This is a genomic window from Pseudonocardia autotrophica (assembly GCF_003945385.1).
GTDB lineage: Bacteria > Actinomycetota > Actinomycetes > Mycobacteriales > Pseudonocardiaceae > Pseudonocardia > Pseudonocardia autotrophica.
The window spans coordinates 2789119-2805199 of record NZ_AP018920.1 but is presented as its reverse complement, the minus strand read 5'-3'; the positions used below and the strand labels follow the sequence as shown (position 1 = coordinate 2805199).

Here is a 16081-nt window from a genome sequence, read left to right as displayed (position 1 = left end):
CGCGGGGGCGACCCCGCGGAGCCGGCCTCAGCGGGTCGGGGCGAACGGCCGCAGCTCGCCGGGGACCTGCCCGGTCACGACGTTGCGGGCCACCAGCCGGCCGGTGAGCGGGCCCAGCACCATGCCCCACATCCCCAGCCCGCCCGCGACGAACACCCGCGGTGAACGGGTCGGACCGATCAGTGGCAGCCCGTCCGGGGTGCACGGCCGGGACCCGACCCACTCGTCGGCCCGGTCGGTGAGATCGGCCCCCTGCAGCAGCGGCTGCACCGCGCGGGTGATCGCGGCGATCCGGCGCGGGTCGAGCGGCTCCTGCGGTGCACGGAACTCCATCATCCCGGCGATCCGCAGCCGGTCCCCCAGCGGCGTCATCGCCACCCGCTGGGCCGGGAGGTACACCGGTCCCGCGGGCAGCTCGGCCACCGGCACGGAGAAGCTGTATCCGCGCCCGGCCTGCACCGGGGTCCGCACGCCGAACGGCCGGGCCAGCTCGCTGCCGGTCGCGCCGGTGGCCAGCACGACCGCGTCGAACCGGGACTCGTCGGCCCGGCCCTCCTGGGTCCAGCGGACCGTGACCCCGCCGTCGCCGGCGTCCTGCACACCGGTGACGGCGGCGCCCTCGCGCAGCAGCGCACCGCCGGAGGTCACCGCGCCGGCCAGGCCGGCCAGGCACCGGGGCGGGTCCACGAAACGCTGGTCGTGCAGGGCGATCGCGCCGGCCACCCGGCCGGAGAGCATCGGGGCCCGGGACCGGGCCTCGTCACCGTCGAGGAGGTCGTAGCCGACCTTCTGACCGGTCTCGGCCATCGTCGCCAGCTCCGCGACCAGCTCACCGCGCGCGGCGAGCTCGTCGAAGCAGACCAGGAAGTCCCCGGCCGGGCGCATCGCGAGATCGGCACCGCCGGCGGCGACCTCGTCGAATGCGTCCAGCGCCAGCTCGTTGACGGCGCGGTAGGCCGCCATCCCCCGCCTGCGCCGGGCCGAGGTGCTGTTCCGGACGAACCCGGCGAGGAAGCGCCACAGCCGCGGATCCGCCCGCGGCGGCACGTAGACCGGTGACGACGGATCGAACACGGCCCGGATCCCGGTGCGCAGCACCGCGGGGCCCGGCAACGGGGTGGTCAGGGCCGGGGCCAGCCAGCCCGCATTGCCCCAGGAGGCGCCCGATCCGGCGGTGCGCGCCTCGAACACCTCCACGTCGATCCCGTCACGCCGCAGGAACCACGCCGCCGACAGGCCGATCATTCCGGCACCCACCACCGCGACCCGGTGTGGCGCCGGAGTCCGTCCGCTGTCCGTCACTGCCCCTCCTCCATGATCGCGGCTCGAGTCTGCGTGCCGCCGGGGGCGTCCCGTCACGGTCGTCCCGGGCAACGTCCGGGTCTCCGAGACTGCCGGAGTCCGGCAACGGGGAGGCCCTTTCCCGCAGCTCGTGGTAGTTCTGCTTGCGGGGAGTCCGGCACATCGCCGCACCCCGGCGTACGAGGAGTGGACGATGAGCGTGACCCGGGTCTGGCTGACCGAGCGAAGCCACCAGGAGCTGCGTGCCGAGCTGCAGTCGCTGCTGCAGCAGCGGGAGGCGGTGGCCCCGGCCGACGGCCGCGAGCACGACAGCCCGGACGGACCGGGTGCCGAGGAGCGCGACCGCGAGCAGCGGATCCGGCGGCTGCAGGAGCTGCTGCGCGATCCGGTGGTCGGCGACCAGCCACCGGACGACGGCGTCGCCGAGCCCGGCATGGCGGTCACCGTGCGCTACGACGACGGCGAGACCGAGACCTTCCTGCTCTCGCACGACGAGAACCGGATCCGTCCCGACGGGACCATGATCTGCTCGCCGGACTCGCCGCTCGGTCGCGCGCTGCACGGCGCGCACCAGGGCGACGCCGTCCGGTACCAGCTCCCCGACGGCGGCTGGGCCGAGTGCACGCTGCTCCGCGCCGTGCCCTTCGAGCACTGAACCGACACACCGTGTACGAGACCGAACGGACCGAGGGGCGCAACGGGATCCGGCAGCCGGGCGCACCGGTGTCGGACGTCTGGCTGCGCCGGGTCGCCGACGAGGCCGGGCGCGGGGCGGGCGGTGTCCCACCCGAGCTGCTCGGTGACTTCCTGCGGGTGCTGGCCGACGCCGCGGCATCCGGCAGGCTGCCCTCGGACTCCGAGCTCGACGCGGTGCGACGCAACGGCGGCCGGGCCGCCGAACTGGGGGTCAGCGCGGGGAACGCGGTGCAGCTGTACCTGTCGGCCGCCTGGCGGCTGTGGCGGGAGCTCCCGCCGACCGCGCACTTCCGGGACGCCGGGACCACCGCGAACGCCGCGGAGGCGGTCATGCGGGCGGTGGACCTGGCGGTGGCCGGGCTAGCCGACGGCTACACCGCGGCCCGCCGGGACCTGGTGCGCCACGAGGAGACACTGCGCCGTGAGCTGATCGAGGACCTGCTGCGTGGCGACGGCGACGCCGGCGGGCTGGTCGCGCGGGCCGAGCCGTTCGGGATGGATCTGGGCCGGCCGCACCAGGTCGCGCTGGCCGCGCCGGACGGCCGCCCGGCCCGGGTGGACTCCGTACCGGCCGCCCTGGAACGCGCCGTCGTGCGCGGGGTCGGCGACCGGGACGTGCTGGTCGCCACCAAGGACGGCCGGATCGTCGTCATCGCCCCGGCCGGCACCGGCGCGGGTGAGCTCGGCGGCCTGCTGCACGGCGAGCTGACCCGCACCGGGCGCGGCGCCGGCTGGCGGGTGGCGGTGGGCCGCGCGCACCCCGGGTCCTACGGGATCGCCCGCTCCTACGAGGAGGCCAGGGAGGCACTGACCACGGCGGGCCGGCTGCGGCTGCCGGCGCCGGTGCTGCGGGCCGAGGACATGCTGGTCTACCGGGTGCTGCTGCGGGACCAGCCGGCCATCACCGACCTGGTGCAGACCGTCGCCGTACCGCTGGCACGGGCCCGCGGCGGCGCCGCGCCGCTGCTGGAGACCCTGGAGGCCTTCTTCGCCACCGGCTGCGTGGTCGCCGGGACCGCCCGCCGGCTGCACCTGTCGGTGCGCGCCGTCTCCTACCGGCTGGAGCGGATCGCGGAGCTGACCGGCCACGACCCGACCGACCCGGGGCAGCGCTTCACGCTGCACGCCGCCGTGCTCGGCGCCCGGCTGCTCGGCTGGCCGGACCGTGACCTCCCGCCCGGCGATGCGGGCTGAGCCGGACCTGGAGCTGGTGGCCTCGATCGTCCGGCGCGCCGGGCTGGACTGTGTCGTCGAGGGCACCGGCCCGCAGCGGCGGCTGCGCGCCCGCCGGCCGGGCGGACCGGGCGCCGGGGTCGCCGCGGGCTGGGCCGGGGACGCCGGCTGGGTCGGCCCGGCCGGGGCCCGGCACCGGGTGCCGGACCCGGACCCGCGCCGGCTGGCCGCGGTCGTCGTCGCGCAGACGCTGCACCCGGACCCGGCCCGCCCGCTGACCCACGCCGAGGCCGGGGCCTGCGGTCTGGCCGGGGCACTGCTGTGGCGCGGGCCGGGCACTAGTGTCGGTACCGATCCGATCGCCGATCCACAGGAGGATCCGTGGCACTCGCCGCAGGGGACACCGTCCCCGACGTCCAGCTCATGACCCCGACCGCCGACGGCCCGAAGCCGGTGCAGAGCGCGACCGCGCTGGGCAGCGGCACCGTCGTGCTGTTCGGCGTGCCCGGGGCCTTCACCCCGGCCTGTTCCGACACCCACCTGCCCGGCTTCGTGCTGCGGGCCGACGAGCTGAAGCAGAAGGGCGTCGACACCGTCGCCTGCACCGCCGCCAACGACGCGTTCGTGCTCGGTGCCTGGGCGGAGGCCCGCAACGTCGGCGATTCCGTGCTGATGCTGGCCGACGGCAACGCCGAGTTCGCCACCGCCGCCGGCCTGGACATGGACGGCTCGAAGTTCGGCCTGGGCACCCGCTCGAAGCGCTACGCCGCGATCGTCAAGGACGGCGTGGTGCAGTGGATCGGCGTCGAGGACGTCCCGTCCTCGGTCGACGTCTCCGGCGTCGAATCGGTGCTCAAGCAGCTCTGATCCGGCTCTGATCCAGCGCTGATCCAGCGCTGTTCCCACCCGGTCACCGGCACGCGGGCCTAGACTGGCCCGCGTGCCGAAGGTGATCGGGGGTTCGCTCGCGACGCATCGCGAGCAGGTGCGCGAGCGCGTGTTCGGTGCGCTGCGCGAGCAGCTCTACGGTCGCGGCTTCGAGTCGGTGACCCTCTCCGGCGTCGCCGCGGCCGCCGGCGTCGGCCGATCGGCGATGTACAACCATTTCCCGGACCGACAGGCGCTGCTGGTCGCGTTCGTCGAGGCCGAGGCGGCCCGTTACGTCGCCGATCTCGACGCCGCGCTGGCCGGCGCCCGGTCCCCCGCCGAGCGGCTCGCGATCTTCGCCCGGATCCAGCTGCGCCGGCTCGCCGAGTTCCACCTGCCGCCCGGTCAGGCGCTGGCCGGCGCGCTGGACCCGCAGGCGTACCGCCGGATCGCCGCGCACGCCGACCCGATCGGTGACCGGCTGACCGCGATCCTCACCGACGGCGCGCTCGACGGCTCACTGTCCGGCGACGATCCGGCGGTGCTGGCCGGGCTGGTCTCGGCCGCGCTGTCCAGCCGGAAGATCGTCGAGGTGCCCGCCGCCGAGCTCGACGAGACCGTCGAGACGGCGGTGCGCGCGGTGCTGCGGATGGTCGCTCCCTCGACGGTCCCCCTCGGCTGAGGCTAGCCTTACCGGGATTCAGCCCTTAGCATCGTGATCTGACACGGTGTCAGATCCGGCGCCGTGACGCTCCGCTGTACGGGAGGGCCGATGAGCGCCACGACCCCGATCTCCGGCACGCCGGCCGACACGACACTCTCCGCAGAGCTGCGGCAGGCGACCTTCGAGGTCCACGAAGAGGCACACCGCTCCACCTACATGGCGGCGCTGCTCGACGGCGGGCTCCCGCTCGACGCCTACACCCTGCTCGCCGAGCAGTACGGCGCGATCTACGCCGCCCTGGAGGCCGCGTCCGACGCGATGGCCGATCACCCGGTCGCCGGCCCGTTCGTGATCGACGACCTGCGCCGGCTGCCCGCCCTGCACGACGATCTGGACGCGCTGGGCAGCGGCGTCCCGCGGATCCTGCCCGCCACCACCCGCTACGTGGAGCGGCTGCACACCGCGGCGACCGACCCGGAGCGGTTCGTCGCCCACCACTACATCCGCTACCTGGGTGACCTGTCCGGCGGTCAGGTGATCGGGAAGCTGCTGCAGCGCACCTACGGCCTGTCCGGCGACGGCGTTCGGTTCTACGACTTCACCTCGCTCGGTGCCCCGCCGCGGTTCCGGGCGCGCTACCGCGAGCTGCTCGACGCGACCGGCTGGGACGCCGCGGCCCGCTCCCGGGTGGCCGCCGAGGCGGTGCTCGGGTTCCGGCTGAACATCGCGGTGCTCTCCGAGATGGCCGAGGAGGTCGGGCTGGAGCAGCCGCTCGCATCGTGACTCCTAGACTGGAGGCGTGCGTAGCGGTGTCGACGATCTCGACGGTATCGACCCCGGCGAGCTCGCCACCGCGCTGAAGGTCCTCGCGCAGGTCGACGAGCTCCCGCCCGAGCATCCGGACGCGATCCGCGTCCGCCGGGCGACCGCCGGGATCTGGAAGTCGGTGCGGATGCGCCGGCGGGCCGAGAAGCGGGAGCAGGAACGGGCGTCCGACGCCGCGGTCACCGCGGCGACCGCGACCGGCGCCGACGGGCGGACCGACGACGAGACGGCGGGCATCCCGCTGGTCTCCTCGGCCCGCGGCGCGACCGCGGGCGTGCTGCACCGGGCCCGCGGCTGCTACACCTGCAAGACCCGGTTCACCGTCGTCGACGCCTTCTACCACCAGCTCTGCCCGAAGTGCGCGGCCGCGCACCACGCGCACCGCGACGCCCGCACCGACCTCACCGGCCGCCGGGCGCTGCTCACCGGCGGCCGCGCCAAGATCGGCATGTACATCGCGCTGCGGCTGCTCCGCGACGGCGCGCACCTCACCATCACCACCCGGTTCCCGCGGGACGCGGCGCGCCGGTTCGCCGCGCTGGACGACAGCCCCGAGTGGCTGCACCGGCTGCGTGTGGTCGGGGTGGACCTGCGCGATCCCGGTCAGGTGGTCGCGCTGGCCGACGAGGTCGCCGCCGCCGGACCGCTGGACATCCTGGTCAACAACGCGGCCCAGACGGTGCGCCGCTCCCCCGGCTCCTACGCCGCGATCGAGGCCGCCGAATCCGAGCCGCTGCCGGCCGGCGAGCTGCCGGAGATCCTGTCGTTCACCAGCGCGGCGCGCGAGCACCCGGCGCTGCTCGCCGGAGCGGTGCCCGGGGCGGACCTGGCGGCGCTCGCCGTCACCGCCCGGTCGGCGTCACCGGAGCGGATCGCGGACGGCACCGCGGTGGACGCCGGCGGGCTGCTGCCCGACACCGCCGCCGTCAACAGCTGGGTCGACCACGTCCAGCACGTCGACCCGATCGAGCTGCTCGAGGTGCAGCTGTGCAACCAGACGGCGCCGTTCGTGCTGGTCTCACGGCTGCGCCCGGCGATGGCGGCGGCCGGGCCGCACCGCAAGTACGTGGTGAACGTGTCCGCGATGGAAGGGGTGTTCGGCCGCGGCTACAAGGGCCCGGGGCATCCGCACACGAACATGGCGAAGGCCGCGCTGAACATGCTGACCCGGACCAGCGCCGAGGAGATGTTCACGACCGACCGGATCCTGATGACCTCGGTGGACACCGGATGGATCACCGACGAGCGGCCGCACCCGATGCGGATGCGGCTGGCCGAGGAGGGCTTCCACGCCCCGCTGGACCTCTCCGACGGCGCCGCCCGGGTGTATCACCCGATCGTCGCCGGTGAGCGCGGCGAGGAGTTCTACGGCGTGTTCCTGAAGGACTACGGCGTGTCCCGCTGGTGAGGAGGCCGCGCGTTCGCTGTCGGTGCTCGCCGATAACGTGCCGGGCGTGCTGGAGCTGCATCGGTCCGAACGCGCGGACACCCTCGTCGAGGCGCTGGCCGGGCTGCTCGCCGATCCCGCACCCGGCGGTGCCGATCCGTTCGAGCCCGAGATCGTCGCGGTCCCCGAGCGCGGGGTGGAGCGGTGGCTGGCGCAGCGGCTCTCGCACCGGCTCGGCGCGGGCGACGGCAGCGGCGGGATCTGCGCCAACGTGCGGTTCCCGTCCCCGGCCACGCTGCTCGGCGAGGTCGTCGAGTCGGTCACCGCGACCCTCACCGGCAGCACTGCCGGCAACGCTGCCGGCACCGGCAGCACTGTCAGCACCGACACCGCCGCCGGCACGGCGGACAGCGATCCGTGGGCGCCGGGTCGTGCGGTGTGGCCGCTGCTCGAGCTGATCGACACGGCCGTCGCCTCCGGCGACGGTCGGTTCGCCGGTCTGGCCGCGCATCTGGAACGGGGCGGGCACGGTCGCCGCTACGCGCTGGCCAGGGCACTGGCCGGGTTGTTCGGCTCGTACGCGACGCACCGGCCCGCGCTGCTGCGGTCCTGGGCCCTCGGCGACGACGCCGTCCCGCCGGACCTGGCCTGGCAGCCGGAGCTGTGGCGGCGGCTGCGGTCCGGTCTGGGTGTGCCCGGGCCGGCGGAGCGGCTCGCCGACGCGGTGGCCGCGCTGCGCGACGGGACCGATCCCGGGGAGCTGCCCGGGCGGATCTCGCTGTTCGGGCCGACCCGGCTCGCCGCCGAGCACCTCGCCGTGCTGGAGGCGCTGTCGGTGCACCGCGACGTGCACCTGTGGCTGCCGCACCCCTCCCCCGTGATGTGGGAGGCGGTCCGCACCGGCCGCCCCGCCGAACCCCCCGCGCGCGCCGCCGACGGCAGCGCCGCGCTGGTCCGCAACCCGTTGCTGCGCTCGCTGGGCCGTGACGTCCGGGAGCTGGCGCTGCGGCTGCCCGCGGCCGGGCCGGGCGTCACCGACACCCACCACCCCGCCACCGGGCCGACCGGGCCGGAGACCCTGCTGCAGCGGGTGCAGGTCGCGCTGCGCGACGACACGCCGCCGGCACCGCCCGCCGAGCGCCCGCTGCTCGACACCGGTGACCGCAGCATCGTGCTGCACTCCTGTCACGGCCCGGACCGGCAGGTCGAGGTGCTGCGTGAGGTCCTGCTCGGGCTGCTGGCCGCCGATCCGGAGCTCGAACCGCGCGACATCATCGTGATGTGCCCGGACATCGAGGTCTTCGCACCGCTGATCACCGCCTCGTTCGGGTTGGCCCCGGAGCCGGGCGGCGAGGGCACCGGCCCGTCCCGCGAGGAGCTGCATCCCGGGCACCTGCTGCGGGTGCGGCTGGCCGACCGGGCACTGCGCCAGGCCAATCCGCTGCTGGGCACGGTGTCGACCCTGCTGGAGCTCGCCGGGTCCCGGCTGACGGCGTCCCAGGTGCTCGACCTGATCGCATCCGGCCCGGTCCGTCGCCGCTTCCGGCTCGACGACGACGCGCTGGAGCGGATCTCCGAGCTGGTCACCGCCGCCGGGGTGCGCTGGGGGCTCGACGCCGCGCACCGCGCCCCCTACCGGCTCGACGGGGTGGAGCAGAACACCTGGCGGTCCGGGCTGGACCGGCTGCTCCTCGGCGTCGCGATGGCCGAGACACCCGGCGCACCGGCCTGGCTGGGCAGCGCGCTGCCGCTCGACGAGGTCGACTCCTCCGATGTCGACCTGGTCGGCAGGCTGGCCGAGATCGTCGACCGGCTGGCGACCGTGCTCGCCGCGCTGCGCGGGCCGCAGCCGCTGTCGGACTGGGTCGCCGCACTCACCGAGGGCCTGTCCGCGCTGACCGACACCACTCCCGCCGACGCCTGGCAGGCCGGGCAGGCCCGGGCCGAGCTGGCCGACGTGCTGCAGTCGGCGGGCCCGCAGGCCGGGCGCGTCGATCTCGACCTTCCCGACGTCCGCGGCCTGCTCGCGGAGCGGTTGCGCGGCAGGCCGAGCCGGGCGAACTTCCGCACCGGCACGCTCACCGTCGCCACCCTGGTCCCGATGCGCGCCGTCCCGCACCGGGTGGTCTGCCTGCTCGGCTGCGACGACGGGGTGTTCCCCCGGGCGGGCGCCCCGGACGGTGACGACGTGCTCGCCCGCCATCCGGTGGTCGGCGAGCGGGACCCGCGCGGCGAGGACCGCCAGCTGCTGCTCGACGCGATCTGCTCGGCCACCCGGCACCTGGTGGTGGTCAGCTCCGGGGCCGACGAGCGGACCGGCGCGGACCGGCCGCCGTCGGTGCCGGTCGGAGAGCTGTGCGACGCGATCGACGCCTGCGTGCAGGTCCCGGTGGGGCGGGCGTCCGAGGCGCTGCGCGCCCGGCACCCGTTGCAGCCGTTCGACCGGCGGAACTTCCGGCCCGGTGAGCTGCTCGCCGACGGGCCGTTCAGCTTCGACCGGGCGGCGCTGGCCGGGGCCGAGATGGCCGCCGGCCCGCGAGCGGCGGTGCCGCTGTTCCCGCCGGCGCCGCTGCCGGCCCCGGAGAGCCCGGACGACCCGGTCGAGCTCGACGATCTGATCGCCTTCGTCGAGCACCCGGTGCGGGCGTTCCTGCGGCAGCGGGTGCGGGTGCTGCCACCGCAGGAGAACGCCGAACCCGACGACGCGCTGCCGGTCGAGCTCGACGGTCTGGGCACCTGGCGGATCGGGGACCGGCTGCTCGCCGACCGGGTCGCCGGGGCCCCGCCGCAGGCCGTCGCCCGGGCCGAGACGCTGCGCGGCGATCTGCCGCCGGGCGGGATCGGGCGCCGGGTGCTGACCGACGTCGGCGGGCGGGTGGAGCCGCTGGTCGCGTTGGCCACCGCGGTCCGCACCGGCGCGCCGGGGTCCCAGGACCTGGTGGCGGAGCTGGACGGGGCCACCGTGACCGGCACCGTTCCCGGGCTGCACGGCGACGTCGTCGTGCGGGTGGAGTACTCGCGGCTCAAGGCCAAGCAGCGGCTCCGGGCGTGGGTGCAGCTGCTGGCGCTGACCGCCGCGCACCCCGGCCGCCGTTGGACGGCCGTGACCATCGGCCGGGGCAGCGGCGGGCCGGCCCGGTCCACACTCGGGCCGGTCGATCCGGCGCGGGCACGTCAGGTGCTGGCCGATCTGGTGTCGTTGCGCCGGGACGGGCTGCGCGAGCCGCTGCCGCTGCCGACCGACGCGGCCGCCGTGTACGCCCGCAACCGGTCCCGCGGGGTGGTCCCGGCGAACGCGCTGGCCGCGGCCGACGCCGAGTGGTCCCGGTTCGAGCGCGACGATGCCGCGCACGCCTTCGTCCGCGGCCCCGGTGCCCCGCTGCTGGTCCGCGAGGAGCCCGGTGACGCCGCCGAGCCGACCCGGTTCGGCGCGCTCGCGACCCGGTTGTGGGCACCGCTGCTCGACCACGAGAGGCAGGACGCGCCGTGACCGCCGTTCTCTCCGCCCCGACCTTCTCCGTCGACGGGCCGCTGCCCGAGGGCACCGTCGTGCTGGAGGCCAGCGCCGGGACCGGGAAGACCTACACGATCGCCGCGCTGGCCACCCGCTACGTGGCCGAGGGGATCGCCGGGCTGGACCGGCTGATGCTGGTCACCTTCGGCCGCGACGCCACCCAGGAGCTGCGGGAACGGGTCCGGGAGCGGCTGGTCGGCACCGAGCGGGCGCTCGCCGCGGTGCTCGCCGGTGCGGCCGTGCCGGACACCGATCCGGTAGTCGCGCTGCTCGCCGCGGGCGACCCGGCCGACGTCGAGCGGCGGCGGGCCCGGCTGGCGGAGGCGTCGGCGTCGTTCGACGCGGCCACGATCGCCACCACCCACCAGTTCTGCATGCAGATGCTGGCCGGGCTCGGGGTGGCCGGCGACAACGATCCGGAGGCCGAGTTCGTCGAGCACGTCGACGACGTCGTCACCGAGGTCGTCGACGACTTCTACGTCCGCAAGTACGCAAACCCGGATGCCGGGCGGCCCGCCTTCACCCGCGCCGAGGCACTCGCGCTGGCCCGCCGCGCGGTCGCCGACCCGCAGGCCGAGCTGGAGCCCCGCGACGCCGATCCACGCTCCGTCGCGGCGGTGCGGCACGGCTTCGCCACCGCCGTGCGGCGCGAGGTCGACGCCCGCAAGCGGCGGCTGCGGATCTACAGCTACGACGACATGCTGACCCGGCTGGCCCAGGCGCTGCGCGACCCGCTGCGCGGTCCGGCGGCCCGGGAGCGGCTGCGGTCGCGCTTCTCGGTGGTCCTGGTGGACGAGTTCCAGGACACCGATCCGCTGCAGTGGGAGATCCTGTCGCTGGCCTTCCACTCGGCGCCCGGCACGACGCTGGTACTGATCGGCGATCCCAAGCAGGCGATCTACGCGTTCCGCGGGGCCGACGTGCACAGCTACCTGCAGGCCAGGGCTGCCGCGACCGAGCGGCGCACGCTGTCCACCAACCGGCGCAGCGACCGGGCGTTGCTCGGCGCCCTGGAGCGGGTGTTCGGCGAGGCCACGCTGGGCGACCCGGAGATCGTCGTGCACCCGGTCGACGCGCACCACACGACGAGCAGGCTCACCGCCCCGCGGGACGCGCCGCTGCGGCTGCGCCTGGTCGACCGGGACCGGCTCGATCTCACCGGCCGGCAGCTGGGCCGGGCCCCCGGCGCACGGAGGGTCGTGGCCCGCGACGTCGCCGCCGACCTGTCGGAGCTGCTCGCCGGCTCGGCGACCTACGACGGCGAGCCGCTGCGCCCCGGTCAGGTCGCCGTCCTGGTCCGGACGAACGCGCAGGGTGTCCTGGTCCGCGACGCCTGCGCGCAGGCCGGTGTCCCCGCGGTGCTGACCGGCAGCACCAGCGTGTTCACCACCCCGGCCGCGCTGGACTGGCTCACCCTGCTGGAGGCCGTCGAGCAGCCGCAGCGGACATTGCGGCTGCGGGCGGCGGCGCTGACCCGGTTCGTCGGGCACACCGTCGCCGATCTCTGCGGGCCCGACGCCGACCGGCTGGTCGACGCGCTCGGTGCCGACCTGCGCGGCTGGCACACGGTGCTCGCCGAGCGCGGGGTCGCCGCGCTGGCCGAGGCGGTTTTCGCCCGGTACGCCCCGGCCCGGCGGCTGCTGTCCCGGCCGGACGGCGAGCGCGACCTCACCGACCTGCGGCACGTCGGGCAGGTCGTGCACTCGGCCGCGCTGGAGCGCCATCTCGGCCCGACCGCCCTCACCGAGTGGCTGCGGCACCGGATCGGCGAGGCCGCCCGGGACACCTCCGCCGAGCGCAGCAGGCGCCTCGAGTCCGACGCCGACGCCGTCCAGATCGTCACCGTGCACCGGTCGAAGGGCCTCGAGTTCCCGGTCGTCTACCTGCCGTTCGCCTGGGACCGCTGGGTCAACGACACCCCCGACCCGCTCCTGTACCACGACACCGCCCCCGGTGGCGGGCCGCGGCGGTTGCTCGACGTCGGCGGATCGACCGGCCCGGACCGGCCGGGTCGCACCGCGCTGCACCAGGCCGAGGAGGCCGGCGAGGACCTGCGGCTGCTCTACGTCGCCCTGACCCGCGCGTGCAGCCAGGTCGTCGCCTGGTGGGTGCCCGCGACGACCACCGCGGCGTCGTCGCTGCACCGGGTCCTGCTCGGGCACGGCGGGCCCGGTGCCGAGCCGGCCACCACCGCGAAGGTCCCCGGCGACGCGGTAGCTCTGCAGTACCTGCGGGAGCGGCTCGACGGCAGCGGCGCGATCGTGGAGACCCTGCACGATCGCGAGCCGGTGCGCCGCCCCGCCGATCCGGACGACGACCAGCCCGCGGTCGCGGAGTTCCGCCGCAGCCTGGACACGGCATGGCGGCGCACGTCCTACACCGCGCTCACCGCGGCCGCGCACGCCGCGCACCGGATTCCGCTCGGCGACGAACCGGACGAGGCACCGGCGGGCACGCCGGGGGTGCTCACCGAACCCGAGGTCGAGGGCATCCGCGACGAGCCGGAGGCCGCCGGTGGGCCCGCGGGGCCGGTCACCACCGGGCCGCGATCGGGCGCTGCCGAGCCGCAGCCGGGGGCCGCCGGAGCGCGATCAGCGGCCACCGGGCCGCAGCCGGGGCCCGATCCGGCCGCCGTGCCGTCGCCGATGGCGGACCTGCCGATGGGCGCCGGCTTCGGCACCCTGGTGCACGCCGTCCTGGAACACCTCGACACGACCGTCGCCGCGCGAGGCGACGACGCGCTGCGCACCGAGCTGGTCGCCCACGTCACCGCGGAGCTGACCCGCCAGCCCGCCGACGTCGATCCCGAGGCACTGGCCGACGCGCTGGTGCCGGTGCTGCGCACCCCGCTCGGCCCGCTCGCGTCCGGCCGGTCACTCGCCGACTTCGCCCCCGCCGACCGGCTCTCCGAGCTCGACTTCGAGCTGCCGCTGCGCGGCGGCGACACCCCGACCGGCCTGCTCACCCTCGCCGGGCTCGCCACGGCCGTCCGCAACCGGATCGGGCCCGGTGACCCGCTGCACGGTTACGCCGACCGGCTCGACGGTCCCGACCTGGCCGGGCAGCCGCTGCGCGGTTACCTGACCGGCAGCATCGACTCGGTGCTGCGGGTCGACGGGCGCTACCTGGTCGTCGACTACAAGACGAACTGGCTCGGCCCGGCGGGGCCGAGCGGGCGGGAGCCGCTCACCGCGGCGCACTACACCGCGGACCGGATGGCCGAGGCCATGAGCGACGCTCACTACCCGCTGCAGGCCCTGCTCTACGCGGTCGCGCTGCACCGTTTCCTGCGCTGGCGGTTGCCGGACTACGACCCGGAGAGCCATCTGGGCGGTGTCGGCTATCTGTTCCTGCGCGGCATGTGCGGGCCGGCGACCCCGGTGACCGGTGTTCCCCCGCTGGCCGCGCCGTGCGGGGTGTTCGCCTGGCGGCCACCGGCCGCGCTGGTCGAGGACCTGTCGGAGCTGCTGGACGGAGCCCGCACATGACGACCGGAGCGACGTCCGGACTGACGGCGGGAGCGACGGCGGTACCCGAGCGGGACCCGTACGGCCCGCGGGCCGCCCGCACCGCGGCCGGAGTGCTCGCCGTGTTCAACGAGGCCGACGTCCTCGCCCCCGGCGACGTGCACGTGGCGCGCCGGCTGGCCGGGCTCGGCGGACGCGGTGACCCGGTCGGCGCCGCCGATCCGGCGGCGGCGGAGCCCGAGCCGGTGGTGCTCGCCGCGGCGCTGGCGGTGCGCGCGATCCGCAACGGCTCGGTCTGTGTCGATCTCGGGTCGGTCGCGTCGACCACCGCGGGCGAGGGCGAGATCACCGTCGACGTGTCCGGGCTGCCGTGGCCCGAGCCGGGTACGTGGCGGGCCGCCTGCGCGGCCAGCCCGCTGGTCGCCGACGGTGACGCCGCCCCGGCCGGTCGGCCGCTGCGGCTGCTCGGCGACCTGCTCTACCTGGAGCGGTACTGGCAGGAGGAGGAGCTGGTGCGGCGCGAGTTCGTCGCCCGCTCCGGCCCGGTCGCGCAGGTGGACCCACAGCGGCTGCGCACCGCGCTGGACCGGCTGCTCGACGATCCCGGCGCGGAACGGCAACGGCTGGCCGCCGCGGTCGCCGCGCTGCGCCCGGTCAGCGTGATCGCGGGCGGCCCGGGCACCGGCAAGACGACGACCGTCGCCCGCCTGCTCGGCGTCCTGCACGACCTGCACTCCGACCGGCCGGGGCTCCCCCCGTTGCGGGTCGCGCTGGCCGCACCGACCGGGAAGGCCGCCGCCCGGCTCACCCAGTCGGTCGCCGAGGCGGTCACCCACATGCCTCCCGACGACCGGTCAGCCGTCGAGGGCACGGTGGCCTCCACCCTGCACCGGCTGCTCGGCTCGCGGGGCGCGTCCGGCCGGTTCCGGCACCATCGCGGCAACCGGCTGCCGCACGACGTGGTGGTCGTCGACGAGACCTCGATGGTGTCGCTGACGATGATGGCGCGATTGCTGGAGGCGGTACGCCCGGACGCCCGGCTGGTGCTGGTCGGCGACCCGGAGCAGCTCGCCTCGGTGGAGGCGGGTGCCGTGCTCGGGGATCTCGCCGAGGCATCCGGCCGGACCGAACCGGAGCTGCAGGAGGCGCTGGAGGCGTGCGGCGCGTTCCGGGCCGAACGCCCGGTCCGTCGCACCGGCGATCTTGGTGCCCCCGATCCCGGAGCCGAAACCTCCGGTACCGGGACCGAGGCCTCCCGTGCGAGTGCCCGTGCCGAGGCCGATGCCTCCAGCGCCGAGGCCGGTGCCGGTGACTCCGGTGCCGACGCCTCCGGAGCCGACGGCTCCGGTGCCGATGCCTCCGGTGCCGAGGCCACGGCCTCCGCTGTCGCGGGTGAGCCGGTCGTGGTGCGCAACGGCGTCGTCCGGTTGCAGCGCAACTGGCGGTTCAGCGGCGCGATCGCCGCGTTCGCCTCGGCCGTCCAGTCCGGCGACGGCGACGCCGCGATGGCGCTGCTCGCCGGGGGGACGGCCGAGCTGTCGTTCGTCGCGGTGGATCCGGCCGAGGTCGGGGCCGACGGGCTGACCCCGCTGCGCTCGCAGGTCGTCGGGGCGGCCGTCGACCTGATCGGCGCCGCCGAGGAGGGCAACGTCGAGCAGGCGCTGCGGGTGCTCGACGATCACCGGCTGCTGTGCGGGCACCGCCGCGGCCCGTACGGCGTCGCGCGCTGGACCGCGGAGATCGAGCGGTGGCTGTCCGCCGCCCGCCCCGGCTACGACGCGCAGGCCCCGTGGTTCCCCGGGCGGCCGCTGCTGGTCACCGCGAACGACTACGACCTCGGCCTGTTCAACGGGGACACCGGCGTCGTCGTCCGGACCGAGGACGGGCACCGGGCGGTGTTCGTCCGCGAGGGCAGGCCCGCCGCGTTCGAACCGGCCCGCCTCGGCGGGGTCGGCACCGTCTACGCGATGACCGTGCACCGCAGCCAGGGCAGCCAGTTCCGCCGGGTCACCGTCGTCCTGCCGCCCGCCGACTCCCCGCTGATGACCCGCGAGCTGCTCTACACCGCGGTCACCCGGGCCAAGGAGTCGGTCCGGATCATCGGCACCGAGGCCGCGGTCCGGGCTGCGATCGCCCGTCCCGCCGGCCGGGCGAGCGGTCTGCGCCTGCGCCTCGCCACCCCCTGA

General features: G+C 76.0%; 11 protein-coding genes. 10 read left to right on the top strand and 1 reads right to left on the bottom strand.

From position 1 onward, the window contains the following. Window positions 1-27: 27 nt before the first annotated feature. Entirely contained in the window at window positions 28-1302 is a 1275-nt protein-coding gene (locus Pdca_RS13265; protein WP_232021556.1) for an NAD(P)/FAD-dependent oxidoreductase, read from the bottom strand. Window positions 1303-1495: 193 nt separating this feature from the next. Between Pdca_RS13265 and Pdca_RS13260 the strand changes: the two genes are divergently transcribed. The 10 genes from Pdca_RS13260 to Pdca_RS13215 all read left to right on the top strand — a co-directional run bounded on the left by Pdca_RS13260 (window position 1496) and on the right by Pdca_RS13215 (window position 16081). Then, the gene (locus tag Pdca_RS13260) at window positions 1496-1957 is read left to right on the top strand and encodes a GreA/GreB family elongation factor (protein ID WP_085911413.1); all 462 of its coding nucleotides are present in this window, start codon (window positions 1496-1498) and stop codon (window positions 1955-1957) included. 11 nt (window positions 1958-1968) lie between these two features. After that, window positions 1969-3192 carry a PucR family transcriptional regulator gene (locus Pdca_RS13255; RefSeq protein ID WP_085911412.1) on the top strand — a complete coding sequence of 408 codons (1224 nt, stop codon included), beginning with the start codon at window positions 1969-1971 and terminating at the stop codon, window positions 3190-3192. Beyond that, a complete protein-coding gene (locus Pdca_RS13250; protein ID WP_125911383.1) occupies window positions 3182-3598 on the top strand; it encodes a hypothetical protein in 417 nt (138 codons plus the stop codon). The genes Pdca_RS13255 and Pdca_RS13250 overlap by 11 nt, the downstream gene beginning before the upstream one ends. Further along, complete coding sequence (locus tag Pdca_RS13245; protein ID WP_085911410.1) at window positions 3553-4038, top strand: peroxiredoxin; 486 nt, start codon at window positions 3553-3555, stop codon at window positions 4036-4038. Before Pdca_RS13250 ends, Pdca_RS13245 begins: the two co-directional genes overlap by 46 nt. Before the next feature lie 73 nt (window positions 4039-4111). Further along, window positions 4112-4720 (top strand): TetR/AcrR family transcriptional regulator, encoded by a 609-nt coding sequence (locus tag Pdca_RS13240; RefSeq protein WP_085911409.1) that lies wholly within the window; start codon window positions 4112-4114, stop codon window positions 4718-4720. Between the two features lie 90 nt (window positions 4721-4810). Then, the gene (locus tag Pdca_RS13235) at window positions 4811-5485 is read left to right on the top strand and encodes a biliverdin-producing heme oxygenase (RefSeq protein ID WP_085911408.1); all 675 of its coding nucleotides are present in this window, start codon (window positions 4811-4813) and stop codon (window positions 5483-5485) included. A 16-nt stretch (window positions 5486-5501) separates the two neighbouring features. Next, complete coding sequence (locus tag Pdca_RS13230; RefSeq protein WP_085911407.1) at window positions 5502-6935, top strand: SDR family oxidoreductase; 1434 nt, start codon at window positions 5502-5504, stop codon at window positions 6933-6935. Between the two features lie 46 nt (window positions 6936-6981). Beyond that, window positions 6982-10404, top strand: a complete 3423-nt coding sequence (gene recC / locus Pdca_RS13225; RefSeq protein ID WP_166665944.1) for an exodeoxyribonuclease V subunit gamma — start codon at window positions 6982-6984, stop codon at window positions 10402-10404. Continuing rightward, window positions 10401-13916: a UvrD-helicase domain-containing protein gene (locus tag Pdca_RS13220; protein ID WP_232021555.1), complete on the top strand. Its 3516-nt coding sequence runs from the start codon at window positions 10401-10403 to the stop codon at window positions 13914-13916. The genes recC and Pdca_RS13220 overlap by 4 nt, the downstream gene beginning before the upstream one ends. Further along, complete coding sequence (locus tag Pdca_RS13215; protein ID WP_085911404.1) at window positions 13913-16081, top strand: AAA family ATPase; 2169 nt, start codon at window positions 13913-13915, stop codon at window positions 16079-16081. Before Pdca_RS13220 ends, Pdca_RS13215 begins: the two co-directional genes overlap by 4 nt.

Coding starts and splice junctions, on each gene's coding strand:
- Pdca_RS13260 (WP_085911413.1), top strand. CDS start 1,496: ATGAGCGTGACCCGGGTCTGGCTGACCGAGCGAAGCCACCAGGAGCTG.
- Pdca_RS13250 (WP_125911383.1), top strand. CDS start 3,182: ATGCGGGCTGAGCCGGACCTGGAGCTGGTGGCCTCGATCGTCCGGCGC.
- Pdca_RS13235 (WP_085911408.1), top strand. CDS start 4,811: ATGAGCGCCACGACCCCGATCTCCGGCACGCCGGCCGACACGACACTC.
- Pdca_RS13215 (WP_085911404.1), top strand. CDS start 13,913: ATGACGACCGGAGCGACGTCCGGACTGACGGCGGGAGCGACGGCGGTA.